We start from the raw sequence: 26,794 nt of genomic DNA, 5'->3' as shown, positions 1-26,794 counted from the left end.
CACCGGCTCCCTGCACCGCGCTCACCAGCCCAACTTCCGTCCGTCGACCTTGAACAACCCCGGCCCGGTCTCGGACAAGATCCCCCGCTCCACCAGGCGCTTGAGCTTCGAACGCATACCCTCCACGTGACGGGCCTCGGTCTCCAACCCCAACTCCACGCACACGTCCTTGCACCGCCATGCCGATCCGGACGTGGCGAACAGCGCGATAATCCGCTGGTAGTCCGGCGACATCACCGTCACATCGCCCGCGGCCTCCGCCGCCAGCAGCGCCGCGGCCACATCGACCGGCCCGGACGCCACCGGCCCCGGCGCATCATCCGCGACCGCCGCCCGCGGACCGTCAGCCAGCACCTGCTTCACCGTCTCCCGCGTGATCTGCAACCGCGACAGCTCGGCCTCCACCCGGGACAACTCATCAGTAAGCCCCGCGATCCGCTCACGCAACTCCACAGCCCTGGACCGGCACGCACTCCCCCTGGCATCCAACGCGGCCATCAACGACGGCACCACACCACCCGCCCCCACCCGGCGCCCGCACCCACGGCGGGCTCACCTCGCCGACAGTAGAGACCGCCCCGCACCGTCACATCGCAAACCCCTGCGAATCACCCCAACGAGGCGCCCTCACAAGATCTGCACCCATCGGAGATCCAGCCTTCCGCTCAGTAGGTCGTCGACCAGTTCGCTTTGCCCGTCGCTCAGCTTGGCGCGGGCCTGCTCGCGTTCGGCAGGGGTGTAGTGACGCAGGATGTCCTCGAGCCGGTCGGTAGCCGCTTGGTATTTCGCGCGCCAGGTTGTGGGATCGGAGTTGGGGCGTGTGGCGAGAAGTCGGTCGCGGACAATGATCTGAACGGGCAACTGGTGTGGGAGAGCACGGGCGTTTTCGCACCCAAGGCATACGAAGAACGAGGCTGTGCACGGTGTCCCCGGCGGCGTGTCGGGCCCGGACAAGTGATCGACGCATCCGGTCAGCACCGTGTCCTGCTCCCCGGCCAACAGTCCCTTCAGAACTTCCGGGTCGAGCCCGGCCTCAGCCGCTGCCGCTTCCGGGTCCTGTGCCGCGCGCTCGATGAAGTCCGGTGTGAAAACCGGGACTTCCATTGCCGTGCGTGCCTTCGCGACCTGTTCGCGCAGTGCCTTGCCGACTACGGTGCGGCTCTGCTCCTGCACGGTGCGGCTGCGATTGAGGTAGTGGTCCCGCAACGTTTCGCGGCTGTGGGCGACCGGGCGCCGCTTCAGTTCCAGCGCACTCTGGCGGATCCGCCTCACCTGTACGGCGGGCGGCCCTCCGGCAACCGCTTTGCGCATAGAGGGGAAGCCCCGCGTCTGGCTCCAGTGCTTCACGTGCACCTGGGTGTTCCACATGTCCCTGCCGACGGCGGAACGCCGCTTGGGGCTGTAGCTGATGAACGCGCAGGTCTCTCCGCTCAGGTGGCGAGCGGTCTCGGTCAGTTCCAGCAGCAGCTGGTACATCCTCAGCGGCGAGTGGAACAGCCGGGGCTCAGTGTCCTCGGATTCGGCCAGCTCGCGCAGGGAGGCAGGGAGGTCCTCGAGTGCGGCGACCATGTGCTCGCGGTCGGGGCCGCGGCGTGGTTTGGTCTCCTCGACCAAGGCCACTGTCTGCGTCGCCACGCCGCCGTCGGGCCGGGCGTGCAGAGCCGGCCACGTCTTGACGGTGCCGAAGTTCTCCCCGGTCAGCGCGCTCAGCAGCATCGCGAAGGCCGTCGACTCGTCGCGGGTGAGGCTCAGCATGCTGCTGATGGCCGTGGCGCCGCCGAGCCGGGCCACCTCGGCCCGCAGGGCGCCGAATTCATTCCGGGGCAGATCCCCCGTTGTGGCGAACTCCTCCAGCATTCTTCCCAGGGCTTCCTCCCTGCTGCCCGGTATGAGCTCGCCGTCCCGGAAGCGGGCCAGCAGGCGTACTCCCGCACGGATGCGGTCCCGGCTGATACGGACATCGCGACGCAGCGCCGTCATGATCTGCTGCCACTCGTGGTCGCTGTACGCCATGACCTGCGCCGCCGTCGTGGCGGCGGGAAGCCGTGTGCGCAGGAGAGCATGGAGGGCTTCGTCCGTCAGGTCTTCGCGCTTGCGCATGAGCCGCCGAAGGGCTTGCAGATGTACCCGCAAGCTCGTCGGATGGTCCTCGTACCGGTCCCGGAATATCTGGAAGTGCTCGGGTGCCAGTTCGCCCGGCGTCGCCGGCACACGGCCGGCCTCCGACAGCACCACCGTGAAGCGGTGCAGTATCCAGTGGTATCTCTTCGCCGTAGCCAGGCGTTTACTTCCACCGCGCGCACCGCACCGGGCCGCCAGCAACACGGCCATCCACTGCTGCATCGCGAGCGGCGCCGGGAAGGAAGAGAAGTCAAGGATGTGACTCTTCCCGCTCTGCTCCTCGTAGAAGACCACCGTGGTCTGATCCCCATCGGCAGGCAACCGCTCGGGAGGCTGCCAGTCCAGGGGTGGCTGGGCTGCTCGTCGGCCGCCTCGCCGGCGCCCGCTCATAGGGCGCCTCCTGGACCGGTTGCCGCGGCAACGGGCATGATGGTGGAGCCGCCGTGCCGGGCGAAGATGCGGACCAGGGAGTCGACGCCGGCCTGTTCGTCCTCATCGAGCAGCGACATCAGGTAGGACAACTGCAGCCCCGTGAAGGGCTCTAATGGTGACGTCGGGTATTGGAACTGTCCGAATGCCCTGGTGGTGGCTGTGAAATGGGAGGGTGTCCCTGTCGGCGATCGCGGCAGGACGCGATCAATGGTTCCCTCCTGGAAGTCCCGCGCTTGGTTGTGGGCGACCGCGTCGTGCCCCGTTCCTGGGGACTGGGTGATCTGCCTCTCATCCCTGAGGCGTTGAGCGACGACCCAAGAACGCTTCGGTCACTCGCTTGGCCAGATCGTCTTCGGTCATCGTGGTGTCAGCCTCGATGGCATGCAGTTCGAGACGCTTCGTTTCCTCATAGAGATGCTTCACGAAGGCATGATCGCGTTCCGCGATGTTGCGGCCGGCTCGCTCTGGATCACTGGTCTTCCAAATGAACCCTTCTCCGGGCGTGGCCCGACTCTGGATCGCGGTCTGGCGGAACTCGGGTGTGGGGAGGAGCCAAACCGCCTGACTGGACACGGCAAGTAGCGGCTTCACGAGGTGTGGCAACAGCCGGAAGCCCTCGACGATGACACAAGGTTCCGGTGGTAGACGAAGGAGATCTTCGACGATCAGTCCAAAGCCCTCACCACGAAACCAGTGGAAGGTCTCAAGCATGGTGTCCGGAGACCGGTTCACCCAGCGCTCGTCCATATCCATGGCCATGAACTGGTGCAGGAACGGGGCCTCTTTGGGTGTGGTCCGGCGCGCGTGCTCCGACATCACGTCGTCGGTCGCGTAGAGGTGCCACCTGTACTGATCCGCCAAGCGCCGAGCAATCGTCGACTTGCCTGCACCACTTCCGCCACCGATCCAGTAGACATGCCGCAGCTGTTCACGCAGCGCTGCGGTGTCGGCAGCCGCTTCGTATCGCATCCTTCTCCTGTCTGAATGGCTTCGTCACACGACGTTAGTGTCGTTGATCTGTCCTGATTGGCCGCTGGCTGACGTCGGCGGCGTAGGTGGCCCAGTCGCCTGCGGAGAGCCGCTGCCAGGCGACGGCGACGTCGGTGTGGATGCCCAGCGTGCGGGCGAGGATCGCGGCGGGGATCTCGGCGGCGAGCTGGAAGAGTGCGGTGCTGCGGGCCTGGTTGGGCCGGATCCCGAGCTGGGTCAGCCGCTGGGTCAGCTGTGTGGTGCTGATCGGGCGTCCGGGCTGGCCACCGGGGAAGAGCCAGGGTGAGGGGGCCAGGGCGCCGATGGTCGCGTGGCCCTTGCGGTTCGCGGCGACGGTGCGGGCCAGTGCGGCGACGGGCTCGGGCAGCTGGACGGGTGCATCGCCGAGGTGGAGACGTACTGCCTGGGCGCCGACCTCGATGTCCTCGGTGGTCAACCGGTGGATCGCTGAGGCTCCTTGGGCGTAGAGGAGGAGCAGCAGCCCGGCGAGGCGGTCTTCGGGCTTGAGGGTGTCGTCGTGCAGGAGCTGGCGGGCGACGTGCCAGCGGTGTTCGTCGTCGAGTGGCTGAGTGGGGCCGTTCCAGCGGACTGCGGGGACGTGGACGGTGGTGAGCTTGTTGGTGTGGGCCCAGCGGATGAAGTGTCCGGCCGTGTGGCGATAGGTGGCGGAGTCGTCGGTGAGCCAGCGGTCGAGGTCGGCTTGTCGGCAGGTAGCCAGGGTGAGGTCGTGGGCTGTCAGCCAGTTCAGGAAGGCGACGGCCGCGTGGGTGCGTTGACGTGCGGAGTTGAACTGCTGCGGGGTGATGGGGCGGCCGTTGTTGCGTCGGCGAAGCCGCCGGACCAGATGCCAGATCGCGTACCGGTGCAGAACTTTGCGTTGTTCGGGGTCCGGCTGGGATGCGAGAAGGCCGGTGAGGAAACGTTCGAGGCGGACCATGTACTCGTCCCGCTCGGGCAGGGCACCGACGCCGACGAGGACTTGGCGGAGGTGGGCGAGGGGCGGGCTGTCGGGCAACTCGTCGAGGGCCTCGTGAGTCAGGGCTCGTCTGCCGGCCGCGAGGTCGGCCAGGACCGGAGACACGGACGGCTTGTTCAGCCACCGCCTGGCGGTGATGGGGTGCTCGGCGGTGGCGATGTCGTTTCGCAGGGTTTCGAGACCGGGGTGGAGGGCATCGGACGGAGGGCCCAGGAGCTCGTTGAGGCGCCGATTGATGAGACAACGAGCGCACTGGCCGGGGTGCGGGTAATCGGGATCGCTGCAGGTGGGGCAGGTGTGCCAGACCTCAGTCGCGGTGCAGCCCAGGCAAAGGGGCTGGTCGGGAGTGCCGGAGACGACCGCCGCGACGCCGCCGCAGGCCGAGCACGGCGCTGAGCGACGCTGGCAGTCCAGGCACCGCGGCTGGCCCGTGGTGCGGGAGGTGCCGCAGGGCTTCTCCTCGCCGCAGATACTGCAAGTTGCAGTGGGCAAGGAGGGGCAGCCCGAGCAGAGCGGGCCGTCCGGCGTGCGGGTGTTCACGACCTTTCGTCGGCCGCAGTTGATGCAGGTCTCCAGGTTCGCTGGGTCGCTGACCAGGCAGTTCGGACACATTGGCTGGCCTTGGGCGTCGCGGGTGGCGGGCTCTCGGCGGGCTCCGCATCCCGAGCACTCCTCAATGCGGGAGTGGGAGATGCACATGCGGCAGACCCGCTGTCCATCGAGGGGCTTGTCGATGCGTACGACTCTGTGGCAGCCGGGGCAGGACGGCCGGACGATCCCGGTGACGTCGGCCTCGTGCAGCAGGTCGATCAGTTTGAGGATCGCGCGGTGGGGTGCGAGGTGACCGTCCCCGGTCAGCAGGGCTGGGTGGGATTCCAGGGCCCAGGCGAGTTTCTGCTGGTAGGAGGGACGAGGCGCCGATCGACGGACCGCGTCGGCGATCGTCTCCCGTCGGGCCTGCGGGTCCAGTTCAGCGATCAGGGCGCCGATCACTGCGACGGGGTCGCGTCCGTCGGTGTCCGGGCACTTGCCGCATCGTGGCCGCCCGGCCCGGTCGCGTGAAGCGACCCGGCGGGCGTTTCCGCAGGCAGCACACGGCTCCGGCTGAGGCCCGCAATTCCAGCAGTACCAGTCCTGGCCGCGGCGCTGGAGAGTTCGCATCTGCCTGCCGCATTCGGCGCAACACGGCGGCGAGATGGCCTGGGCTCCGGCCTCACGCAGGGCGATGAGCAGGTCGCCGACGGCCCTGGGCGCCGGCGAGCAACCGTCGTTCAGCACGCGGGGATGCTCGGCGAGATGTGCCGCGAGGCGGCGTGACTTCGAGCGGCCGCCCGCGACGCTGGCGACCGCGGCACGGATCCGGTCAGGCTCCAGGTGATGTTCGACGGCCGCGACCAGGTCCACGATGAGCCCGATCGGGTCGGTGACGGCCCGATCGGGGTGCCCGGGTGTGGTCACGGCCGCTCGAGACCGCGGATGCGGGCTCGCTTGGGTCGCAGGTCACCGACGCCTGCCTCGGCGCCAACGGCCTTCTTTGTCCGGGCAGTTGTTCCGGCACCTGCTGCGGCGGTGGGCTCGATGAGGTCGTTCATGGTGCAGTTGAGGATGTCGAGCAGGGCCATGAGGATCTTCAGGCTGAGTCGTTCGGGGCGCTCGACGACGAGCCGGTAGACCTGGCTGGACGACAGGGTGATGCCGCGTGCGTCCAGTAGCGGGATGAGGTCGGTGGTGGAGAAGAGCCCGCGGTCGGCCATGACCTTGCGCAGGTGCCAGTGGTAGTCGAGCTTCGCGGCCATCAGCGGTCCTTGTCTGTGAGGATCGGGGCGAGCGCGGGAGCAAGTGCCTTGTGGAGCATCGTGTTCATGAAGTCGTCGCTGACGTGGGTGTAGATGGCGGTGGAGCTGTCATTCTCGTGACCGACTTGCTGCTGCAGAAACCGCCGGTCAACCCCGTCCTCCGTGAGGTGGGTGACGTAGGCGTGGCGAGCGGAATGGACCGTCAGCGCCTTCGGGAGCTTCAGCGCGTCGCGGTAGGCGACGAACCGGGCATTGATCTCCGCCGGCTTGACCCGGCCGCCCCGCTCGGTCACCCACAACGCGGGGTGGTCCTCGCAGCCGAACCGCGGCCGTACGTTCTCCACGTAGTCGGCGACCGCGTCCACCGCCCAGTCCATCACCGACAACACGTTCCGACGACGCGGTGGCTGGCCCTTCTTCGCTTTGCCGTAGCGGACATTGAGGGTGCCGTACCGGCCGAACTGCGGAGCCTTCGCGTTCCGCCCGAAGTCCACCACATCCAGCTTCGATGCCTCGGTCCGGCGAAGTCCCCACCCATAAATGACCTTGAAGAGCGTGGCATCCCGGTAGGCGGCGAGGGCTCCCTTGCGCTTGGCCCGGACCGCCCGTTCGACCTGGTCGTCGGCGTAGTCGAGGAAGCGCTGGATCTCCTCGCGGGTGAACGGCCTCGCCTCGGGGCGCCCCTCGTAGTCGTTGAGGTGGGCGATGGTGTTCCACTCATGGCAGATGGCCACCGGGTGAGTACCGAACGCGTCCTCGCAGGCCACCGCCCAGCCGTAACGACCGTCGATCAAGAACTCGCTGAACAGGCGCAGACTGCCCTGATAGCTGCGGATCGTGGACGGCTCGAGGTGCTTCTCGCTGGTCAGCCACAGTGACCACTCGTCCACGTGGCCGGGCGCCCAGGCCCACGGATATTCGTTGGTGTACTCAAGGAACCGGCGTACGAGCCGTTCCCGGGCGGTGACCGTGTCCTCGCGGAGCCCACGAGCGGCCTGTTGGGCCCGCCAGCCCCGCACCATCGCCTCGGCCATCGCGTCCTGCGGACGCAGCTGGGCCACCCCGGAGACCAGCTCCAGATGAGCCGCCCCCGCCAGGTCGGCACGTCGCTGTAGACCCACTTTCGCCCTCCCCTTCAGAGGGCAAATCCTGCATCAGATGGGATCTGATCGCCAAACTCCCAGCTCAGGCCGCCAGGTTGCAGGAGGATGGAGTCCTCGTCAGGCCCTGCCCTGACCTCGCGACCTGCGGTTTCTCGCCCTCTGAGGGTTCAGGTAGTGCTCCCGGGTGGTGTCCGGGTGTTTATGGCCGAGCAAGATCGCCAACTGTAGCCAAATATCTCCCAGTTGATCTCGGAAATCCTCCATCTCCTCCGCGGTGAACCCTTCCAGCCGCCGCTCTTCCAGCAAGGACAGGATCGAGAACCATTTCAGGGCGAAAGAGTGCCGGCACATATGGGCCGTTGCCCACAGCGGGCATTCGCCACGGATCCGCTCGCGCTCCTCCTCAGACAGGCGCCCATCCGGATCGGCTCTGCGCACATACGCTACCGCGATACGCTTATTCGCATCGTCGAAGGTGTCCTCCCAGCTGTGAACCTTCTTCGGCAGCCCGCTCACCGACAGCCACAGGCAGAGCGGCTCCAGCCCACCGGGGGTCCGGCGGAAGAGCATGCGGCGCTCGTCCGGCGACAGCACGTCCAAGGCCAGCGTTGCCGTCCCACTGCTGCCCTCGACGTAGAGCTCACCGGTCCGGGGGTTGTGGCCGGTGACAATCCGCACGCCCCGCAGCCGGTCGTATCGGCCCCGCCTCTGTGCGCGGCGGATCGCCTCCGTCCGGGAGCCCTCCAAGGGATCCACGTAGCCTTCCACCGACTGCAGTACGCGTCGCGGGATCCAGTATTTCCGGCCCTCTTCACCGCCCTTGATGCACTTCGCCGCCAGCCACGCCTCCCCCATCCGCTCTGCGCCTGAAGCGGGGAGTTCAACGTCCAGGACGCTGGCCCACTCCCGAACTCGCAGGCCCGTGCCGTAGAGGCCGTCGACGAAGGCGCAGTCCCGGTCCTCGTTGAACCCCCGCCATCCGTCCCGGCGCAGACCATTGAAGTCGAACCCGCGCAGGCCGATGTTCCGCCACTGCTCCAGGGCAGCCCGCAGCAACCACTTCACTTGGCGGCGCCTCGAGCCCGCCGGCCGCAGCGGATCCCGGCGCTGCTGCGTGTAGCTCGGTCCCGGCTTCCAGCCAGCTTCGTCCGAGTCGTCCGCCTGGACGGTCGGCACCGGGTTGAACACTCCGTAACGCGAACTCGCCCAGGTGTAAAAGGAGTTCAAGGCAGCGCGATCTGTATCGAACGAAGTCGGCCGGATTCGTTCATCATTGCGCAGGTCCGTGATTCGCCAGTCCTTGAACGCTTCGACATCGCGTACGCTCGCGCAGTCCCACGAACTGCCGATGGCATCCAGGAAGTCCAGCCACACGATCAGCGCGTATGCATACCGACGCCAGGTGCTCGCTTCGTGTGCCGCCATCCGCCCCGTACGGAAGAACAGGTTGATGCGAGGGTCCGGCCGACCTGACGGAGAGATGATCACAGGGGTCCCGTGGCGTGCGCCGTTGCGGGCCGCTCGGGCGAGCAGATCACCGAACCTCAGAACGTCAGGATCATCTGTGGGTAGGGGTGGGACGGTGAAGTCATAGAAGTCCACACTCCAGTGCTCCAGTACGTTCACGAGCCCCTCCTGAGACAGCCTGAACCGACAACTCAGAGGAGCCTAGAGAATGGCCGGACACTGCGAGCGAGAAGCCGCGATCGGCTGCCTGGTACGAGAATCCGAGGAAGAGGCCGGCCTGATCATCGAGCCAACCGACATGGAACTCGTGCACCTGGTCCACCTCGTCGACTCGCCGTCCGCGCGTCCCAGGATCGGGCTCGTCTTCCGAGCCCGATCCTGGTCCGGTGTTCCGCAGGTCCTGGAGCCCGACCGGTGCGTGGAATGGCGCTGGTGGAACCCGAAGGATCTCCCGGCCGAAGTCGTGCCGTACACCCGAGCGGCCATCGAGGCCATCGGCGCAGGCAGCCTCTACACCGAGATGGGCTGGTGAGCACCGATGGCGACTCCACAGCCGGCCGCTTCCTGGCCCGAACGCTTCCCCGCACACCGCGCCGGGCACGGCTGTCCGATGTGCACCAACGACTGGCAGGCCGACGACATCGGCTGGGGACCGCTACTGCACCGCGGCAAGGTGGCCCACTCCTTCCTGTGGCGCTCCGGCCAAGTCCGGGGCTACGCCGTCGTGATCTTCACCGCACGACACGTCGCCGAACCCACTGAGATGTCGGAAAGGGAAGCGGCCGCCTTCTGGCGCGACGCCCTCGCCGTGCGCCGCACGATCGCAGATCACTACCAGCCGGTGCTGAAGATGAACTACCTGCTGCTCGGCAACGCGATCCCGCACGCACACTGGCATCTGGTAGCGCGCCGTGAAGCGTCCCGGGACCCGGCTCCGGGCGGGCCGACGTCCTTCGCCCTGCTCGACCACGGCCGCCAGGACGAGGCTCTGCTCCAGCGCGATGCCGAAGCCCTGCGACGGCTGCTCAGAGGAGCAGCATGAACCGGGCGCACACCACGGCGGCCAGCCGCCCGGAGAAGACAGGCGCCCGTGCCGAAGGGTGCCCGGTTCCCCCCCTCGGCACGGCATGCCGCACCTGTGACGGCGGACTGTGCCGCCGCGCGAGCGGAGATGGTGGCACGCCTTGAGGCATCGGGCGATCTCCAGCGAGGACCCGTGCGCGAGGCGTTGCTGGTCCTGCCCCGGGAGGTGCTGATGCCGCAGGCCTATGTGCGGCGCACCGCTGACGGAGAGAAGCCGCCGCGCTGGGACTTGCTGGACTGGGCAGTGCCGCAGGACCGTGAGGAACTCCAAGGGGTGCTGTACGGCGGGGCCAGTGTGCTCGTCCAGCACGACGGGGAGCCGCTCCTCGGCCGGGCGTACGGGGCTCGGTCGGGGGCGTCGATCACGTCGATGTCCACGGTGATGGGCCTGACCGCCTCGCTGTTGGACGAGCTGGATCTCCAGCCCGGTCAGCGGGTCCTGGATGTCGGCACGGGCGCGGGGGTGACCGCCGCGGTGGCCTGCCAAGTCTGCGGCGACCAGGGGGTCGTCACCCTCGACCGGGACCGGCACCTCGCGCAGGCGGCCGCGGCACGGCTGGCCGACATCGGCTTCCGGCCGGAGGTGGTGTGCGGGCGGGGGGACGAGGGCTGTCCGGCCCGTGCGCCCTTCGACCGTGTCTTCTTCTCGTACACGGTGGAGCGCGTGCCGGCCGCCCTCGTCGAGCAACTTGCCCCCAGGGGCCGACTACTGGCGCACGTCACCACCGCTTCCCCATCGTGGCCCGCCCTCGCCGTCGTCGAGCGAACCGCCGACGGACGTCACGAGGCGGAGCTGCGGGCCGTCGAATACGCCCACCGGGCCGGGCACGGCATGGAACGGATCTGGCTCAGCGAGGAGTTCCGGCAGCGCATCACCGCCGAACCGGGCACGTGGACGCAGCGGAGCATGCTGGCGCCGCCCGCGGACACCGACCGGGGATTCTGGCTGGCGGCCGACCATCTCCTCGGTGGCGGGCTGGTGCGGGAATTCGGTGTCGAGCACCTCATGATCGGCGCGCCCGGCTGCGGGTCGTGGCTGCGCGTGGAGCCCGTGGGCCACCAGCGCTGGAACGTCACCACGCAAGGGCCGCGCGACATCTGGAAGGAGCTCCAGGACCTCGCGGACCTGTGGCGAGCAGCTGGTTCTCCTGACCGCTACCGCCTCTCCTTCGATCCCGACGGCGGGCAGCGGGCCGCCTCCGAGTGCGGCCGCCTGTCCTGGGAGCTTCCCATTCCCCGCCCCCCACGATGAAGGAGCTTCCTGATGACGTATCCCGACACCCCCTATCCGCCGCCAACGCCCGAACAGGAAGCGTTGTTCGCTGCTGGAGCCGTCAGGTACGGCCACTTCCGGCCCGGCCTGCCGGCAGAGGCCGCCCAGCTGCTGGCCGACACCGTCCGCGACCTTTCCCGCCCCACTCTCCTGGACCTGGGCACCGGCACAGGGCAGGTCCCTCAAGCCCTGCTCACAGCTCTCCCACGCCTCACGCATATCGAAGCAGTCGACTGCAGCCGGCCGATGCTCGACCAGGCTCGCGCTGCGCTCGCGCCCGCCCTCGGGTCCTGCACGCTCGGTCTCGTTCACTCGTCAGCCGACGTCTACAGGCCACTCGCCCCGCTGCCGGGAGAAGACCCGTGGAGGCCGGACCTCGTAACGTGCTGCCGCTCCTACCACTGGATGAGCGGCCCCTCCGTCCTGGCCATGGCGGATCGATTCGCCGCACCGCTGGCGACAGTCGCGATCATGGGGGACGGCAGCCTGTGGACGCATGACGCCGACTGGACCCATGCCCTACGCGAGCTGATCCATCGCTACCTGGGCCCCAGGCGTCGGGCGGGCGCTCTGGGTGACTACACCGAGCCCCGCCGCACGTACCAGGAAGACCTCGCCGCCTCGGCGTGGAGCGACTTCACCGAACATCGCATCCATGTCGCCCGCCCCTGGACTCCGGAGGAAGTGGTCGGCTACCTGCACACGACCTCTTTCGCTGGGCCGGAGCTCTTCGGTGAGCAGCATGCCGAGTTCGAGGACGAGGCCCACACACTGCTCCACGCGTACGCAGCCGATGGGCTCCTGACAGAACACGCCGTGTTCACGATCCTGCTCGCCCGGCGTCCCGGGGGTGCGCAGTGAGCGGCGGGGAGCGGCACGCCGAGCCGGTGGACGTCCATCTGATCCTGCGACGGGAGACCGCCGAGGGGCCGTAGGTTCTGTTGTCGCGGCGGGCCGGGCAGGTGTACGCGGCCGGCCTGTGGCATCTGCCGTCGGGCCACCTCGACGGGCCGCACGAGGATGCCGTGACCGCGCTGATCCGCGAGGCGCACGAGGAGACAGGCGTAGTCATCAGCCCCGCCGACATCCAGGCCGCCGTCACCGTGCACCACCGCAGCCCCCACGGGGGCGCCCGGACCGGGTTCTTCTTCGAGGTCAGGCACTGGCAGGGCACACCTCAGATCCTCGAACCCGGCGTGTGTGACGCAATGGACTGGTACCAGCTCGATGACTTGCCCTTCCCGATGGTGGCCTACTGCCGGGCAGGGCTCGATGCCTACCAAGCCGGCAGCAGGCTCGCTGTCCACTTCCAAGAGCCTGACGACCCGATCAGCTACGCCCCTGCCACTGACCGGCTCCGCCTCATCCCCGGCATCGGCTACGCGCCAGCGTCCGCACAACCGGAGCCGCGTGTGCACGAGTTCGCCGAACGAGTGGTGGGGCGCATCGCCGAGTGGACGGACACCTCCTGGGCGCGCGAGGGCAGCCGTGTGTGGCGGGTTCGCGGCGCCGCCGGAGGCACCTGGACGGTGAAGATCCATCAGAATGGCCGCTTCCACGAACGCGAGGTCGGTGCCTTGCGAACCTGGGTTCCATGCCTGGGGCCGGCCGCGCCCCGGCTGGTGGCTGCGGACAAGAACCTGCGGGCCGTCGTCGTCACCGCCCTGCCCGGCCGTCCTCTGCACGGCGCCCTGCACACGCCGGAAGAGGAACGGCAGCTCTTTCGCCGTATCGGGGCGCTCGCGGCCGCGATCCACCACAGCGCCCCGCCCCGCCCAGGGCCCGGAACGCCGGTGGCCCTGGGGAAGTTGGAACGGCACCTGGCCGGCGCGCGCGAACATCTGGCTCCCGGTGACGAGGAGATGATCCGCGCTCTGGCCGACCGTGCCGCCCGACTGCCCGGCCTGGACCTGGTGCCCACCCACGGGGACTTCCAGCTGAGGAACCTGCTGCTGTCCGAAGCGGGAACCCTCGGCGTGATCGATTTCGAGCGGAGCGAAGAGGGCCCCGCCGTTCGGGACTTCGCGCGTCTGTCGGACGCCTGGGCCAACCGCCCCGATCTGTACGAGGCGCTGATGGCCGGATACGGCAGGCCGCTGACCCCGGTCGAGGAAGAGCGCCTGGCCGTGGAGCTGGCGCTCGATTCCCTTTCCGGGATCCAGTACGGCAGTCGTACGGGCGATCCCGAACTGCTGGAACGCAGCCGCCGCACCCTCGCCCGGATCCGTACCGCCCACTGCTGCGCAAGCAACCCATAGTTCCCTGAGCATGCTTCGGAAGAAAGGCTGACACTGTGACCACACCCCGCCTGGCCACGCCCGTCGATGCCGGCGAGATCGCCCGTTTGAGATCCGAGCTGATCCTGTCCCAACCGCTTGATGCGAGCTGGATTACCACCGGACAGGACCTGCTGGCGGCTCGTCTGCAGCCGGGAGGCGATGCCCGGGCCTACGTCATCGACGCACCCGACGGCACACTCGCCACCTGCGCCCTCGGCCTGGTCCACTGCGTGCTCCCCGCACGCCGGTACCCCAAGGGCCTGGCGGTGCGCATCCACGCTGTCGCCACGGACCGGCCTACCAGCGGCGTGGCTATGCCAAAGCGGCCCTTGCCGCGTTTCTGGAGCACCTGGAACAAGAAGGCGTCACCCTCTACGAGCTCTACGCCAGTGAGGGTTCCGCACCGCTCTACGAGTCGCTCGGGTCGCGAGCAACCCCGCGCTGATGCGGATGACCAGATTCCCTGAGCAGTCCTGCGGGGAGCCCGGGGCAGACTCCGCGCGCCTTCCGCCCGAGCAGTACGCCTGGACGGTGCCGAAGTCGACGGGTTTCGACTGCCTGTACTTCACCGATGAGCACGACCGGTCCCTCCAGCTGCGGGCCATCGATTCCCAGACGCATCCGTGGCAGTGGGCACGGCCGTGAACGCGAACCCGGAGGTGAGTGCAGGCGCCTGCTACACGGCAGCGGACAACATCAGCCCGCACGCCCGCTCGAACCGGGACATCCTCGATACGGCGCTGTCCTCCGCCGGTCTCGTGAACTACAGCACGGAGTGGTGGCACTTCAGCTACGGCGATAGGTACTGGGCGCTGATGAAGAGACAGAAAGCTGCCCTGTACGGGCCGGTAGAACACCCGTGAACCGTCAGCCCAAAATGCCCGGACAGACGGGCTTTACCGAAATGGGCCCGCTGAAATCCGGCTTGACACTACGCGCCGGCGAAACCCTAATGGCGCACCCCAGCGACAGCGACCGCATCACGTAAGGAGCACATATGGGATACGTCGTTCCGGAGGAATGGGACACGCACTACAAGGACGGCAAAGGGTTCAGATTGCTTGGGGGCGCCGAGCGGGCCGTGCTCAGCGAGCACGTTCCCGCTCCGGACGGCGGGCAGGCCCTGGATGTAGGTTGCGGGACCGGTGGCCTTGCCGCATTCCTGGCCGGGATCGGCTACCAGGTGGACGGGATCGACTACGCCGGCAATGCCCTCATCCGAGCGCGCGCCGAGCACGCAGGCGCCGAGCGGGTGCGTTGGCTGCGCCTGGACATCGAGCAGGACGACCTCGTCGAGCTGAATCGTGAGGGCTACGACCTGATCACGTTGCGGCTCGCGTACGCGTTCCTGCGTGACCGGACCCGAGTCCTGCATGCGCTCGGTGAGCGGCTGCGGCCCGGCGGCGCGGTCGTGGTCATCACGCCCACGACCTCGCACACGCCGCGCGAGCGGCGGGACATCGCCCTCGACGACGAAGAGATCAGCCTGCTCACCGCGGGCTGGAAGGAGACGGAGCGGCTGGAGGTGGACGAGCTCGCTGTCCTGATCCTGCGCGGTCCGTGCCACACCGCAATCAGGGCCGTGGAGAAGCGGCCGCCCACCGCACACGCCCTGACCGGGGCGCTGGCGGTCGTCACCGACACGGCCGGGCGGGTCCTTCTCGGCCGCTCCACCCGGGGCATGTGGGAGCTGCCGGGCGGCAAGACGAGCGGAGGCGAGGGCTTCGAGGCGGCGTCCGTACGTGAGTTAGAAGAGGAATCCGGCCTGGTAGCCGCCGAATCCGACGCCCACGTGCTGACGGTGCTCGTCGACGACAGCCACGGCGTGCCCCGGCTCACTGCCGTTGTCCGCATCACCGCCTGGTCCGGGACACCGACCAACCGGGAAAGAGAGCTGTTCGTCCGGTGGGAGTGGCTGGACCTGCACGCGCTTCACCATATCGGCGATGTCTTCGCCCCCGCTGCGCAGGCCCTGGACGCGGTCTGGCCCGGCATCACCCCCGGTCTGCCGCCGGTATACGCCTACCCGCTCGCCGCAGTCCAGCCGCCCGTGCCCGGCGAGCCGACGGAGGCCATCCGGCTGCGCGAGAAGATGGCGGACGCCGTCATCGCGGGCGGCTGGGCGCCCTCCGCACCGGTTCAGGAGGCGCTGCGCACGGTGCCCCGGCACCGGTACGCGCAGGAGAAGGACCTCAAGACGGCCTACGACGACGACCTGGCCGTGGTCACCCGCCGCGACGACGCCGGGCGGGCGACCAGCTCGGTGTCCGCGGCCTGGCTCCAGGCCGACATGGTCGAAAGCCTCCACCTCCGGCCGGGCGCGAGTGTGTACGAGGCGGGATCCGGCGGCTACAACGCCGAGTTGATCGCCCATGTCATCGGCCCGGGCGGGCAGGTCGTCACCGTCGACATCGACCCGCATGTGGTGCACCGCACCCGCCGGTTCACCGCGGAGGCCGGCAGCGGGTGCGTTGTTGCCCTCCACGGCGACGGCGCGCTCGGCGCACCGCCCCGGCATGTGCCCCGGGGCGGGTTCGACGCAAGCGTGATCACCCACAACGTCTGGGACATCGCCCCCGCCTGGCGTGAGCAGCTCGCCGAGGGCGGGCACCTGGTGCTGCCGCTCGAAATCCATGGCTACACCCGTGCGATCACCTTCCAGCGGCAGGGAGATGTGCTGCGCGCACGGGGCTTCACGCACTGCGGGTTCGTCCGCGACCAGGGCGGGCACGCCCGCACCACCCCGGTCGTCGACCTCTTGGACGGCCAGCTGCAGATCCGCTTCGAAGACGGCCCCCTGGTGCCAACCGAGGGGCTGGAGGAGGCTCTGCGCGGGCGGCGTCACGAGGTGGCTACGGGCGTGACCGTGGGCAGCGGCGTGTACTTCGGCTCGCTGCAATTGTTCGCGGCAACGACGCTTCCGTTCTTCTGCCGCCTGGCTTTCGACCGTGACAAGGACACCGGTATCACCCGGATCGCGAAGGGCGCGGACGCTCCAGCGATCCTCGGCAATGCCTCGCTGGCGTACTTCACCCACGTCCAGACCCGGCAGGGAGACACCCCGGCGGAGCGGCTGTGGGAGTTCGTCGTCCACGCCTTTGGTGACCAGGGCCCGTTGCTCGCCGCACAGCTGGCGGACACGGTGAGGGCCTGGGACCGCGACGTGCGCGACGGCGTCGCCCCGGCCCTGACCGTCCATCCGGCCGGCACCCCCGATCACCGGCTGTCCGCCGGGGATGTCCTGGACAAGAAGCACTCCCGCCTGGTGTTCCAGTGGCCCGGGCGTGACGCCCGGCTCCCGGCACCTGTTGAGCGGACACAAGCTGTCGCCGCGGCTCAGGAGGGCATGTGATCGTCTGGCAGCCCCTGCCGACCGAGGTCGATAGCGCGGGACCAAACGAGAAAGGGAAGCCATGTCGCATCCTCGCGTCGTGGACGTAGTGCTGCTGACCATGAACGACCGTCCCGCGGAGGAGAAGGCTGCGCAGGCCACACTCCTTGCTCAGCGTGGCGTCGACCTGCGGATCTGTGTCGTCGGCAACGGCTGTATCCCGGACATCGTCCCGGCCGGTGCACGAACGGTCGTCCTGAAGGAGAACCTCGGCATCCCCGGCGGCCGCAACGCCGGCGCCCGCGCCCTCGGGGAGGCCGAACACCCGGGCGACTGCCTGTTCTTCCTGGACAACGACGCCACCTTCCCCCGGGAAGACGTGCTCTCCCGCCTGGTGGCTGCGGCCGAGCAGCACCCCGGCGCCGCCTATGTCCAGCCGCGTCTGACGGGCCCGGACGACACCACCAGTCCGAGACGCTGGGTTCCACGCCTGCGCACCAGCGACCCGTGGCGCCCCGGCACCATCACGACCATGACCGAGGGTGTCGTCCTTGTCCGCCGGAGCGCCTTCGACGCCGTCGGCGGCTGGGCGGACGAGTTTTTCCTGTATCACGAGGGGCTCGACTTGGCGCAAAGATTGTGGTCTCGGGGGTCGACGGGCTGGTACGCGGCCGAGGTGCGTATGCACCACCCTCTCACCAGCCCGGCCCGCCACGACCAGTTCCACCGGCTCGCCGCCCGTAACCGGGTCTGGGTCGCCTACCGCAACCTGCCGGCCCCGCTCATCCCCGCCTACCTGGCCATCTGGGCCTTCATCACCGCGGTCCGCTCAGCGCGTGGCGGGGGAGCCTGCGAGTCCTTCCGCGGCCTGCGCGAAGGCTGGTCCCGCCGCCGTGACCAGGCCCGTTGTCCCATGAGCTGGCGCACCGTCCTGCGCCTGACCGCAGCCGGCCGCCCGCCCGTCATCTAACCTGCCCGACCAACAGAGCCGCTCTTCCTGTCGTCCAGCCACTGCCCGTGGGAAAGGGGGATCTGCGACACCTGATCCGGTGGTCGCACCGCACCGCGTGCCCTGTCACTACACCGGCTGGCTGCGAAGAGCGTGAGGCATAGTCGACAGCTAGTGCCGTAGCAGACAACGTTTGCCCTGTTGTTATGTGACGCGCCGTCCGGGGTGCTGTGCCGGGCGGCACGTGGCCGTCACCCTGGCTGGGTGGCGGAACGAGTACATGTACGCGAGATCGACGATGACGAGGGCAGACGGCTCCTACGGATCATCCGCAGGGGCACTGGGTCGGTGGTGACCTGGCGGCGGGCCCAGATGGTGCTGCTGTCCGCGCAGGGCATGCCGGTCGCGAAGATCGCCGAGGTGTCGTTCACCAGCAATGACCGGGTCCGGGACGTGATCCACAACTTCAACACCGACGGCTTCGAGTCGCTGTATCCGAAGTACAAGGGCGGTCGTCCCAGGACGTTCACGCTGCCCGAGCGGCGCGAGATCAAGAAGATCGCGAAGTCCAAGCCGACCGAGCACGACCTGCCGTTCTCGACCTGGAGCCTGACCAAGCTGGCGGACTTCCTGGTTGCCGAGGGGGTGGTCGACGACATCAGCCACGAGGGCCTGCGCATCCTGCTCCGCGAGGAAGGCGTCTCGTTTCAACGCCTGAAGACTTGGAAGACCTCCCGCGATCCGGACTACGCGGCCAAGAAGGCCCGCGTCGAACACCTCTACGCGATCGCCGACGGCGAGGTCATACCCGAGGACGGCGAGCCCGAAGTCATCTTCTGTCTGGACGAGTTCGGGCCGCTCAACCTGATGCCTCACCCGGGTCGGCAATGGGCCGAGCGCGGCGGCAAGCACAAGGACTCCGACCGTAACCACGCCGGCGACGGCGGGCGACCTACAACCGCTACGGCGGAGTGCGGCACCTGTTCGCCGCCCTGGACCTGGCCAAGGACAAGCTCTACGGCCACATCAAGCCGGTCAAGAAGCGGACGCAGTTCCTGGAGTTCTGCCGCTACCTGCGCACCCTCTACCCGCCGACGGTGCGGATCGCGATCGTCTGCGACAACTTTTCCCCGCATCTGACCACGAAGAGGTGCCAACGGGTCGGCACCTGGGCGGCGGCGAACAACGTCGAGATCGCCTACACCCCGACGAACTCCTCCTGGCTCAACCGCATCGAGGCACAGTTCACCGCCCTGCGCTACTTCACCCTTGACGGCACCGACCACGCCACCCACAAGGAACAGGGCAGCATGATCCGCCGCTACATCATCTGGCGAAACCGCCATGCCAGCGACCGGCACCTACGCGCCATCGTAGACAGGGCAAACGTTGCTTGATGCGGCATTAGGGCGTGTTCCAGGTTCGGATCATGTGGGGCGGAGACTCCGGAGCCAGATGATCGATCCGCGTAGGTGGAGTCCGGCGAGGTAGCTGGTAGGAGTCTTGTCGTAGCGGGTGGCCAGCCCTCGCCATTCCTTGATCTTGTTGATGCCGCGCTCGACGGTGTTCCTCTCCTTGTAAAGCTCGGCGTCGTGGGAGAGGGGGCGGCCGCCCTTCGAGCCTCGCTTCTTACGGTGGGCGGCCTGGTCCTTCTTCTCCGGGATCACCGCCTGGATCCGGCGTTTACGCAGGTAGGAGCGGTTCGCGCGGGAGGAATACGCCTTGTCGGCGGCGACGGCCCCGGGGCGGGTGCGGGGCCGACCGACCGGCCCACGGATCCTGACTCGGTCGAGGACCGCGGCGAAACGCGGACTGTCGGCCGCCTGTCCCGGCGTCACCACGAACGACAGCGGGCGGCACCGCCGGTCGGTGGCCAGGTGCGTCTTGACCGTCAGCCCGCCCCGCGAGCGCCCCAACGCGGCAGCTTTCAGGCGGGCCTTGTGGCGGCGGCGTATCCGTCGTCGTTCGGCACGTAACGCTTCCTTGACCGGGTCGCCTTCGGCCGTCACCTGGGCGGATTGTCCCTTTGCTGGAGCCCCTTTTCCTCCTCGGCGGCTTTCACCAGTTCCTCCAGGAGCTCGGGGTCGACGGCCATGCCGGCCGCGTGGTGATGCGCGCGTACGACGGTGGAATCGACGCTGACCAGGTCCAGATCGGCCTGTCCTCGCCGGGCCGCCTCGGCGATCATCCGCTCCATCAGCGTCTCGAAGGTGCCCGCAAGGGCCCACTTCTGGAAGCGGCCGTAGACGGTGGACCAGGACCCGTAGCGTTCGGGGATGTCGCGCCACGGGCTCCCGGTCCGGAACCTCCACATCACCGCGTTCAACTGTTTACGCAGGTCAGGGATCGGTCCGCTCACGCCGAGCGGCAGGTGCGGCTCGAACAACTCCCACTCTGCATCCGTCAGATCGCCTCGCGTCACCCCGGATGTCTACCGTCCCGAGCCACTCCGGCGGAGCGATTTGACCCAACAGTGATCTGAACCTGGAACACGCCCTAGTCCACGGCCGACAACCGCAGCATGGCGCTGCCCGGAGGCAGGCCGTCGGATCCGCGCCTCGGGCCCCGTCGGATGCCAGACACAGCTGGCCCACATACCCCCTGACCCACCGTCCCGAACACCTTGCGGAGACTCCTCGATGTCCATCCCGACCACCACCGCCGTTCTGCGGCTCGCCACCCGGCCCAGCCCCATGGCCCTCGAGCAAACGGACCGGTTCGCCGACCTCTTCCTCACCGGTACCCGGACATCACTCTGGAGATCATCCACGTGGTTTCCGAGGGCGACGCGCACCGCTGCCCGCTGGCCCAGATCGGCGGGAAGGGCGCCTTCACCCGCCGTGCCGACACCCTCCTGCTCGACGGGCGGGTGGACGCGACGATCGCGTGTGCCAAGGACGTACAGTCCGAGCACGACCGGTCCCCCGGCATCAGCCTCGGCGCCGTCCTGCCCCGCGAGGATGCCCGTGACGCTCTGGTCCTGCCCACGGGACACCCGCCCACTTGCCTCGCCGACCTGCCGCCAGGCACCCGCGTGGGCACCAGTGCACCCCGCCGCGCCGCTCTCCTGCGCGCCCTGCACCCACACCTGGTCCCGGCTCCGATCCGCGGGAACGCCGACCGGCGGCTGACCCACCTCGACGCCGGAACCCTGGGCGCGGACGTGATGATCGCCGCGTACGCGGGCCTACGCCGCCTGGGCCACACCGACCGCGCCAGTGAGATCCTCTACCCGGCCCGGTGGCTGCCGGCGTCCGGAGCGGGAATCGTCACCATCGAGCACCGCACCGGCGACACCGCAACCCACAGCCTGCTCGCCGCTCTCACTCACACGCCCACCGAGTTCCAGTACACCGCCGAACGCGCCACCCTCGCCGCGCTTAAGGGCGGATGCCTCACCGCAGCCTCCGCCCACGCCGTACTCGACCCGGACGGCCGGCAACTCACCGTGCACGCCGCCGTCCTCGACCCGGCCGGCAACGCCCCCCTCACCGCCACCGCGTCCGGCCCCTGCACCGAAGCCGGTAACACCGGACACCACACCGGTCAGCAACTACTGGCCGACGGTGCGGCCCGTCTCCTCACGGCCGGACACGAAACCCGAGACCACAGCAGCTGAACACCGTACGGACAAGACCGCGTTCGCACCGCCTGAACAACTGGACGACCACAACCGTGCTGCTGACCGGCCAGTTCAACAGCTTCGCGCGCGAACGCCCACTGGCCAGGCAGAGGCTTGGCCGATCTGTAAACCCGCGCCAGCGCGGTATCCGTACACATTGCCTTCACCCCAACCACGCCCTCTCCCCAGGGCCGGCCCACATCCCGACTCCGGGACGGCGCCACTGGACGGGCTACCGCGTCCGGGTCCGTTCCGCCAAGCTCGCAAACACACAAATGCCATGCACCACGAACGCAAGAGACGGGAGCAGGAATGAATACCCCCGCACACAGTGGCGCAGCCGCCTTACCCGAGCAGCCGAAGATGTCCCAGGAGAGCTACGCCCGATCACGCCATTCTGTCTGGTTGAGCGCAGCGGCGGTGTTCACGGACGGGCTCGGCCGTGTCCTGCTGGTCAAGCCGACCTACCGCAGGCAGTGGCTGCTGCCGGGTGGCGGTGCCGAGCCGGGTGAAAGCCCCGAGCAGGCCTGTCGTCGCGAAGTGCACGAGGAACTCGGGCTGTTGAGGACGTCCGGGAGGGTGCTGGCCGTGAACTGGCTCGCCCCGGGACATCCGGACGTCGCTCCGGACCTGCCTTTCCCGGGCGAGGTGCGTTACGTGTTGGACGGCGGGACTCTGACCGAGCCGGACATCGCGGCCCTCCGCCTTCCCGCAGACGAGCTGCACGGATACGAGTTCCTCCACTCCCGGGCGGCGGCCGAGCGGATGATCCCCGTGGACGCACAGATCATGCTGGCCGCGCTGCGCGCCCGCCTGGCCGGCACGACCGCCCACCTCGAAGGCTGAGGTGACGCTGAGTAAGTCCGGGGCGTGGTGTCGGGATTGCTCCCGGTCCGTTTCCCCGGACTTCTCGCCGAACCGGACGTGCGCCTCTCAGCGCACCCGGCTCTCCACGGAGACCGTCGTGGGCTGGATCGTTGGCCATGGGCTGGGGATCTTCGCCCCTCGCCAGCGGTAGCGGGTGACCGCGACCGTCTGGAGGTCGAAGAGGTCGGTCCCGTCCGCCGAGATAGGCCGCCAGTGCCCTTGCGGGGTGACGAACCGGCGGCGGATGTCCTTCCACGTCCAGTGGTGCCGGGCCTTGAGCATCCTGATCAGCCGCCACCACACGAAGTGGGCGAGCGCGCTGAACTGGTTCTTGGCGACGGCGTGCTGAAAGTAGGCGGACCAGCCGCGCAGGATCTGGTTGATCCTGCGGAGCACGGACTGTAGATCCTATTGCGACTGCCTGCGGGTCAGGGCCCGGATCTTCGCCTTCAGCTGCCGGATGGGACGCCGGCTGACGAAGGTGTAGACGTGCCATTTCTCCGTCCCCTTCTTGCGGCGCCACTGGATGTGGAACCCCAGGAAGTCGATTCCGTCGGCCAGGTTCGTGATCTGGGTCTTTGTCTCGGAGAGGTTCAAACCCAGAGGTTTCAGCACCCGGCTGACGTCCTCGCGGACTGCTTCGGTGTCCTGACGTGTGCCGTTGACCAGGACGACGAAGTCGTCCGCGTAACGGACCAGCCGCCAGTTCGGCAGTCCTCGGCGACGCCGATACCCGCGTTCCCAGGCGAGCGACATCTCTCCGCCCGGCTTCCACGGCCCCATCAGATGCTAATCGAGCACTGAGAGAGCGATGTTGGCCAGCAACGGGGAGGCCACGCCCCCAACGCAATGGGCAACTTCTGCTTCGAGGTGACGCTTGGCTACCGGTGCTTGGAACTCCTTCCACGCGCGGAGGGTAAGGAGCGTCACAATGGGTAGTAGGTTTGTGACATGGTGCGTGGTGATCGTGTCGATAGCGTCGAGTACGCCCGGCGGGTCAACGCCGCCGCGGATCTGGTCGGGGCGGGTGTGCCCGTGGCCGCAGCCGCCCGCACGTTGGCGAGTAGGTACGGGGTATCGGTGCGTCAGGCACGCCGGTATCTGGAGCAGGCCATGGCCGCTGGACATCTCGAAGTCCCCGAGTCGAGCGTGGTGTTCACCGTCAAGCTGCCGGAATCTCTGGCAGGACAGATCCGCGCCCGTGCCCACGAGAGCGACCGGGCGATCTCCGCGGTGGTGGCCCAGGCCCTGGCCGAGTTTTTGCAGCGGGATGCCCCGGAGGGCCGGCCGGGCAGGTGAGCAACCGGCAGGTTCAGGTGGAGGCGGTCTTCGACCGCCATGCGGCGGCGGACCTGGCCGCGGCCTACGCGGCGTTGGTTCCGCAGCGGCGGGCCCGGTTACGGGACCGCCTGGAACAGGCAGGAGCGAGCGATGACAACAAGTGTGGCGATCTACGCCCGGGTGTCCTCGGCCCGGCAGAAGAAGGACCAGACGATTCGCTCGCAGACCGCGGCCCTGCGCGCGCACGCCGCCGAACAGCGTCTTGAGCTGCCCGAGGAGTGGGTGTTCGAGGACGAGGGGCACTCCGGGGCGACCCTGGTGAGGCCCGCGCTGGAGCGGCTGCGCGACCTGGTCGCCCAGGTCGGCGTGGATGTGGTGCTGTGCTACGCGCCTGACCGCCTCGCCCGCAAGTTCGCTTACCAGGCCCTGCTGGTCGAGGAGTTCGCCCGGGCCGGCACCCGGGTGGAGTTCGTCCGCCCTCTTTCGTCGACGAGTTGGCGGCCGGGAGCGGTTCGGGGACACGCCCGACGCACTGCCCGCGCCGCCGGACCCGGGGCCCCGATTGACGGCACGGCCGGGGCGGTGTGACGATGCGCCGATGTCGGACCTGCACGCCCGGATGGCCGCCCGGGTCGGTGACCTCACGGCCGTCGTGGTCGCGCGCTGCGCGGCGGAGGCGCCGTTCTACGGGGCGCTGCCCCGCGCCACCCTCCAGGGCGAGGTGGCGCGGTCCATCGCGGCGGTGCACGCGCTGTTGCTCAGGGCACTGCGCGACGGCGGCGGGGGTCCGATGGGGCCGGGCGATCTGACCCGGCTCATCGAGTGGTCGGCGCGCCGGGCCGAGGAGCGCGTCCCCCTGGAGGCGGTGATCGCCGCGTACCTGATCGGCGCCGAGGTGTGGTGGCAGACGCTGACCGAGGTCGCGGAGCCCGGTGAGCTGGCCGGGGCGGGCGGCAAGCTGCTCGCCTGCCTGCACGCCGCGCTGCCCGCGGTCGTCCTCGCCCACCAGAACGCCCAGGAGGACCTCCACAGCGAGGACAAGCGCGTTCGGCGGGCCCTGCTCGGCGCCCTGCTGGCAGGACGGCCGTACGAGGAGCTGGCGGGCGTGGCGCGGGTGGCCGTGGTGGGTGAGTACGAGGTGGTTGCCTTCGCGTTCGAGTCCGACCCGCCGAGCAGATTGGTGCAGTCCTCGCTCGACGCCTTCACCGGGATCCCTGTGCTGATGGACCACGTCGCTCGGATCGCCTTGTTGCCGGGCAGGTCCGACGTGCCGGGCCTGGTGGCCCGGCTGGAGAAGGACGTGGGGCAGCCCGTGCGCGCCGCCGCCGCCCGCTCCAGCGTACCGGCGGCCATCTCCTCGGCGGCGCAGGAGGCCGGCCGCGTGCTGGATCTCGTCCGGCGCCTGGGACGCCCGCCCGGGTGCTACCGCCTCGACGACGTGCTGCTGGAGCACCAGCTCGCGCGCCCCGGGGACGGCCTGGTGCGGCTGGCGGCCAAACTCGACCCCTTGGAGGAGCATCCGTACCTGCTTGAGACGCTGCGCGTGTTCGTGGAGCGGGGGCTCAACCGCCGCCAGACGGCGTTGGAGCTGTGCGTCCACCGCAACACCCTGGACTACCGGTTGCAGCGAGTGAGCGCGCTGACGGGCCTCGACCTCGCGGTTCCCGCGCAGGCGCGGCTGATCCAGGCGGCGCTCGTCGCCAGGGACCTGGCCGGGCCCGCGGATCACCGCGGGGCCACCGGATGGCAGGGATCCGCAGGAGCAGCGGAAAGCGGATGAACCACGGCCGGCGTCGGCGAGCGCTCGGCCTGTCATCTGTCAGAGCCAGACGCCGAGTTCCTCGTGCCGGGGTGCGAGGACCGGGCCGGCGCCGGGGTGGTCGAAGACCATGACGGGCCGGTCCGCGTTCCAGCCGGACCAGCCCGGCTGTCCGGTAGTGGCGAAGGCGACCCAGGCCCGGTGCATGGCGTCGGCCAGTGGCTGGGGCGCGCCGGGCCCGGTCAGGTCCTCGGCGGCGCGCAGGTTGTCGAAGACGAAGCCGAGTTCCAGCGCATGGCACGCACCGAGTCCCATCACGGGCGAGCGCCAGCAGAATTCGTAGACGAAGGTGCGGGCGGGCCGGGAGTCGGCGAGGCGGTTGAGCGGCCCCCGCAGCAGCAGGTCGGTGGCCATCTCTCCCAGGATCTCACCGGGTTTGGCGTGCGGCCGGGTGGCTCGGTACAGGCGTGCCACGCGTTGCGGGACACGGATCTTCAGCAGTGCCAGCCGCAGGGTGAGCCGGCTGATCCGGTCCACGGTTCCGCCGGGTACGAACCACAGCCGGTACTCCTCCCGGTTGCAGCCCAGCAGCAGGTCGGCCTCGGGAAGGGGCGGGGCGGCGGGCACCACGTCGCCGTCGACCACGATATGGAAGCCGGGACCGCCGCCGATGGGGTCGGACCGGTCGACGACGGCGGCCTGCGCGTCCAGCAGCAGGTCTCGGTCCACCGCCGCGAACGCCTCGGCGGTGGCCGGGATCCGCAGTCTCTTCGCCATCGACCGTACGGTCTTCGCGCCCTCGCCGCGCGACATCGTGTGCGGCGGGCCGCTCTGCAGGATCGCCCGGTGAAACAGCCCGGCCGCGCCGGGGCTGGTCATGAGGGCCGCGACGCTGATCGCGCCGGCGGACTCCCCGCACACGGTGACGTTCGCCGGATCTCCGCCGAAGGCGGAGATGTTGTCGCGGACCCAGATCAGGGCTGCGATCTGGTCGAGGAGGCCCCGGTTGACGGGGGCGTCGGGGAAGACCCCGAACCCCTCGACGCCGAGCCGGTAGTTGACGGAGACGAGGACCACCCCGTCGCGCGCGAAGGCGCCCCCGTCGTAGAGCGGCAGGTTCGCCGAGCCGTTGCGCAGGGAACCCCCGTGGATCCAGACCATGACGGGCAGCCGGCCCTCGCCGACGGATGGGGTCCAGACGTTGAGGTTGAGACAGTCGTCCCCGGCGATGCTCGGATCGGGTATCAGCCGGTCGAGGGGCGGGCGGTATGGGCGTTTGGGGGCGGTCGGCCCGTACTCCAGAGCGTCTCGTACCCCTTCCCAGGACTCGACCGGGGCGGGAGCGCGGAAACGGTGGGCGCCGAAGGGCGGGGCGGCGTAGGGGATGCCGAGGAAGGTGGCGATCCCGTTGTGGAAACGGCCTCGGACCTTGCCCTGCCCGGTGGTCGCGATGAGGTCCATGGCG

25 protein-coding genes and 3 pseudogenes are annotated in these 26,794 nt (G+C 69.0%); 16 read left to right on the top strand and 12 right to left on the bottom strand.

What is annotated here, in order from left to right:
* Positions 1–21: 21 nt before the first annotated feature.
* The 8 genes from OG936_RS35205 to OG936_RS35170 all read right to left on the bottom strand — a co-directional run bounded on the left by OG936_RS35205 (position 22) and on the right by OG936_RS35170 (position 9,044).
* On the bottom strand, positions 22–453 hold the full coding sequence (locus tag OG936_RS35205; RefSeq protein ID WP_406499873.1) for a hypothetical protein: 432 nt from the start codon (positions 451–453) through the stop codon (positions 22–24).
* Positions 454–627: 174 nt separating this feature from the next.
* Positions 628–2,511 carry a hypothetical protein gene (locus OG936_RS35200; protein WP_406499872.1) on the bottom strand — a complete coding sequence of 628 codons (1,884 nt, stop codon included), beginning with the start codon at positions 2,509–2,511 and terminating at the stop codon, positions 628–630.
* Entirely contained in the window at positions 2,508–2,642 is a 135-nt protein-coding gene (locus OG936_RS35195) for a hypothetical protein (RefSeq protein WP_406499871.1), read from the bottom strand. Before OG936_RS35195 ends, OG936_RS35200 begins: the two co-directional genes overlap by 4 nt.
* Before the next feature lie 199 nt (positions 2,643–2,841).
* Positions 2,842–3,522 (bottom strand): hypothetical protein, encoded by a 681-nt coding sequence (locus tag OG936_RS35190; RefSeq protein WP_406499870.1) that lies wholly within the window; start codon positions 3,520–3,522, stop codon positions 2,842–2,844.
* A 34-nt stretch (positions 3,523–3,556) separates the two neighbouring features.
* A complete protein-coding gene (locus OG936_RS35185) occupies positions 3,557–5,977 on the bottom strand; it encodes a site-specific integrase (protein ID WP_406499869.1) in 2,421 nt (806 codons plus the stop codon).
* The gene (locus OG936_RS35180) at positions 5,974–6,315 is read right to left on the bottom strand and encodes a helix-turn-helix domain-containing protein (RefSeq protein ID WP_406499868.1); all 342 of its coding nucleotides are present in this window, start codon (positions 6,313–6,315) and stop codon (positions 5,974–5,976) included. Before OG936_RS35180 ends, OG936_RS35185 begins: the two co-directional genes overlap by 4 nt.
* Positions 6,315–7,436 (bottom strand): tyrosine-type recombinase/integrase, encoded by a 1,122-nt coding sequence (locus tag OG936_RS35175; RefSeq protein WP_406499867.1) that lies wholly within the window; start codon positions 7,434–7,436, stop codon positions 6,315–6,317. Before OG936_RS35175 ends, OG936_RS35180 begins: the two co-directional genes overlap by 1 nt.
* Positions 7,437–7,535: 99 nt before the next feature.
* A complete protein-coding gene (locus tag OG936_RS35170) occupies positions 7,536–9,044 on the bottom strand; it encodes an integrase (RefSeq protein WP_406499866.1) in 1,509 nt (502 codons plus the stop codon).
* A gap of 49 nt (positions 9,045–9,093) precedes the next feature.
* Between OG936_RS35170 and OG936_RS35165 the strand changes: the two genes are divergently transcribed.
* From OG936_RS35165 to OG936_RS35115, 11 genes and pseudogenes are all read left to right on the top strand, one after another.
* Positions 9,094–9,417, top strand: coding sequence for an NUDIX domain-containing protein (locus OG936_RS35165; protein ID WP_406499865.1), 324 nt, complete (start codon positions 9,094–9,096; stop codon positions 9,415–9,417).
* A gap of 6 nt (positions 9,418–9,423) precedes the next feature.
* Positions 9,424–9,927: an HIT family protein gene (locus OG936_RS35160; protein WP_406499864.1), complete on the top strand. Its 504-nt coding sequence runs from the start codon at positions 9,424–9,426 to the stop codon at positions 9,925–9,927.
* 129 nt (positions 9,928–10,056) lie between these two features.
* Positions 10,057–11,220 carry a protein-L-isoaspartate O-methyltransferase family protein gene (locus tag OG936_RS35155; RefSeq protein WP_406499863.1) on the top strand — a complete coding sequence of 388 codons (1,164 nt, stop codon included), beginning with the start codon at positions 10,057–10,059 and terminating at the stop codon, positions 11,218–11,220.
* A 12-nt stretch (positions 11,221–11,232) separates the two neighbouring features.
* On the top strand, positions 11,233–12,102 hold the full coding sequence (locus OG936_RS35150; protein ID WP_406499862.1) for a class I SAM-dependent methyltransferase: 870 nt from the start codon (positions 11,233–11,235) through the stop codon (positions 12,100–12,102).
* Between the two features lie 80 nt (positions 12,103–12,182).
* Positions 12,183–13,499: a phosphotransferase gene (locus OG936_RS35145; protein ID WP_406499861.1), complete on the top strand. Its 1,317-nt coding sequence runs from the start codon at positions 12,183–12,185 to the stop codon at positions 13,497–13,499.
* Between the two features lie 127 nt (positions 13,500–13,626).
* A complete protein-coding gene (locus OG936_RS35140; protein WP_406500747.1) occupies positions 13,627–13,965 on the top strand; it encodes a GNAT family N-acetyltransferase in 339 nt (112 codons plus the stop codon).
* Between the two features lie 5 nt (positions 13,966–13,970).
* Complete coding sequence (locus OG936_RS35135) at positions 13,971–14,165, top strand: hypothetical protein (RefSeq protein WP_406499860.1); 195 nt, start codon at positions 13,971–13,973, stop codon at positions 14,163–14,165.
* Positions 14,150–14,383, top strand: a pseudogene (locus tag OG936_RS35130) (M15 family metallopeptidase); the annotation flags it as partial. The gene OG936_RS35135 and the pseudogene OG936_RS35130, both read left to right, overlap by 16 nt.
* A gap of 134 nt (positions 14,384–14,517) precedes the next feature.
* On the top strand, positions 14,518–16,872 hold the full coding sequence (fxlM, locus tag OG936_RS35125; RefSeq protein WP_406499859.1) for a methyltransferase, FxLD system: 2,355 nt from the start codon (positions 14,518–14,520) through the stop codon (positions 16,870–16,872).
* A gap of 61 nt (positions 16,873–16,933) precedes the next feature.
* Positions 16,934–17,821 carry a glycosyltransferase family 2 protein gene (locus OG936_RS35120; RefSeq protein WP_406499858.1) on the top strand — a complete coding sequence of 296 codons (888 nt, stop codon included), beginning with the start codon at positions 16,934–16,936 and terminating at the stop codon, positions 17,819–17,821.
* A 243-nt stretch (positions 17,822–18,064) separates the two neighbouring features.
* Positions 18,065–19,197: pseudogene (locus OG936_RS35115) on the top strand (IS630 family transposase).
* 30 nt (positions 19,198–19,227) lie between these two features.
* Here OG936_RS35115 and OG936_RS35110 read toward each other — a convergent pair.
* Positions 19,228–20,222, bottom strand: a pseudogene (locus OG936_RS35110) (IS5 family transposase).
* A gap of 201 nt (positions 20,223–20,423) precedes the next feature.
* Here OG936_RS35110 and hemC point away from each other — a divergent pair.
* Together hemC and OG936_RS35100 are read left to right on the top strand one after the other, a co-directional pair.
* Positions 20,424–21,419 carry a hydroxymethylbilane synthase gene (hemC, locus tag OG936_RS35105; RefSeq protein ID WP_406499857.1) on the top strand — a complete coding sequence of 332 codons (996 nt, stop codon included), beginning with the start codon at positions 20,424–20,426 and terminating at the stop codon, positions 21,417–21,419.
* Positions 21,420–21,827: 408 nt separating this feature from the next.
* Entirely contained in the window at positions 21,828–22,268 is a 441-nt protein-coding gene (locus OG936_RS35100) for an NUDIX domain-containing protein (protein ID WP_406499856.1), read from the top strand.
* 87 nt (positions 22,269–22,355) lie between these two features.
* Here the strand turns inward: OG936_RS35100 and OG936_RS35095 are convergent, their stop codons facing one another.
* Both OG936_RS35095 and OG936_RS35090 read right to left on the bottom strand, forming a co-directional pair.
* Entirely contained in the window at positions 22,356–22,685 is a 330-nt protein-coding gene (locus OG936_RS35095; protein WP_406499855.1) for a group II intron maturase-specific domain-containing protein, read from the bottom strand.
* Between the two features lie 12 nt (positions 22,686–22,697).
* Entirely contained in the window at positions 22,698–23,072 is a 375-nt protein-coding gene (locus OG936_RS35090) for a reverse transcriptase domain-containing protein (protein ID WP_406499854.1), read from the bottom strand.
* A gap of 168 nt (positions 23,073–23,240) precedes the next feature.
* Between OG936_RS35090 and OG936_RS35085 the strand changes: the two genes are divergently transcribed.
* The 3 genes from OG936_RS35085 (at position 23,241) to OG936_RS35075 (ending at position 25,350) form a co-directional block, all read left to right on the top strand.
* Positions 23,241–23,588, top strand: a complete 348-nt coding sequence (locus tag OG936_RS35085; protein WP_406499853.1) for a hypothetical protein — start codon at positions 23,241–23,243, stop codon at positions 23,586–23,588.
* 132 nt (positions 23,589–23,720) lie between these two features.
* Positions 23,721–24,158 carry a recombinase family protein gene (locus tag OG936_RS35080; protein ID WP_406499852.1) on the top strand — a complete coding sequence of 146 codons (438 nt, stop codon included), beginning with the start codon at positions 23,721–23,723 and terminating at the stop codon, positions 24,156–24,158.
* Between the two features lie 10 nt (positions 24,159–24,168).
* Positions 24,169–25,350 carry a PucR family transcriptional regulator gene (locus OG936_RS35075; protein WP_406499851.1) on the top strand — a complete coding sequence of 394 codons (1,182 nt, stop codon included), beginning with the start codon at positions 24,169–24,171 and terminating at the stop codon, positions 25,348–25,350.
* A gap of 39 nt (positions 25,351–25,389) precedes the next feature.
* On the opposite strand, the gene OG936_RS35070 is transcribed toward OG936_RS35075, so the two are convergent.
* The gene (locus tag OG936_RS35070) at positions 25,390–26,790 is read right to left on the bottom strand and encodes a carboxylesterase/lipase family protein (protein WP_406499850.1); all 1,401 of its coding nucleotides are present in this window, start codon (positions 26,788–26,790) and stop codon (positions 25,390–25,392) included.
* Between the last annotated feature and the right edge of the window lie 4 nt (positions 26,791–26,794).

This window comes from Streptomyces sp. NBC_00846 (assembly GCF_045207325.1).
Classification (GTDB): domain Bacteria; phylum Actinomycetota; class Actinomycetes; order Streptomycetales; family Streptomycetaceae; genus Streptomyces.
The sequence above is the reverse complement of the archived record's forward strand: the minus strand, read 5'-3'. Positions and strand labels throughout refer to the sequence as shown.

Coding starts and splice junctions, on each gene's coding strand:
- fxlM (WP_406499859.1), top strand. CDS start 14,518: ATGGGATACGTCGTTCCGGAGGAATGGGACACGCACTACAAGGACGGC.
- OG936_RS35200 (WP_406499872.1), bottom strand. CDS start 2,511: ATGAGCGGGCGCCGGCGAGGCGGCCGACGAGCAGCCCAGCCACCCCTG.
- OG936_RS35165 (WP_406499865.1), top strand. CDS start 9,094: ATGGCCGGACACTGCGAGCGAGAAGCCGCGATCGGCTGCCTGGTACGA.
- OG936_RS35155 (WP_406499863.1), top strand. CDS start 10,057: ATGGTGGCACGCCTTGAGGCATCGGGCGATCTCCAGCGAGGACCCGTG.
- OG936_RS35135 (WP_406499860.1), top strand. CDS start 13,971: ATGACCAGATTCCCTGAGCAGTCCTGCGGGGAGCCCGGGGCAGACTCC.
- OG936_RS35180 (WP_406499868.1), bottom strand. CDS start 6,315: ATGGCCGCGAAGCTCGACTACCACTGGCACCTGCGCAAGGTCATGGCC.
- OG936_RS35090 (WP_406499854.1), bottom strand. CDS start 23,072: ATGGGGCCGTGGAAGCCGGGCGGAGAGATGTCGCTCGCCTGGGAACGC.
- OG936_RS35085 (WP_406499853.1), top strand. CDS start 23,241: ATGGTGCGTGGTGATCGTGTCGATAGCGTCGAGTACGCCCGGCGGGTC.
- OG936_RS35160 (WP_406499864.1), top strand. CDS start 9,424: ATGGCGACTCCACAGCCGGCCGCTTCCTGGCCCGAACGCTTCCCCGCA.
- OG936_RS35075 (WP_406499851.1), top strand. CDS start 24,169: ATGTCGGACCTGCACGCCCGGATGGCCGCCCGGGTCGGTGACCTCACG.
- OG936_RS35080 (WP_406499852.1), top strand. CDS start 23,721: ATGACAACAAGTGTGGCGATCTACGCCCGGGTGTCCTCGGCCCGGCAG.
- OG936_RS35070 (WP_406499850.1), bottom strand. CDS start 26,790: ATGGACCTCATCGCGACCACCGGGCAGGGCAAGGTCCGAGGCCGTTTC.
- OG936_RS35150 (WP_406499862.1), top strand. CDS start 11,233: ATGACGTATCCCGACACCCCCTATCCGCCGCCAACGCCCGAACAGGAA.
- OG936_RS35120 (WP_406499858.1), top strand. CDS start 16,934: ATGTCGCATCCTCGCGTCGTGGACGTAGTGCTGCTGACCATGAACGAC.
- OG936_RS35190 (WP_406499870.1), bottom strand. CDS start 3,522: ATGCGATACGAAGCGGCTGCCGACACCGCAGCGCTGCGTGAACAGCTG.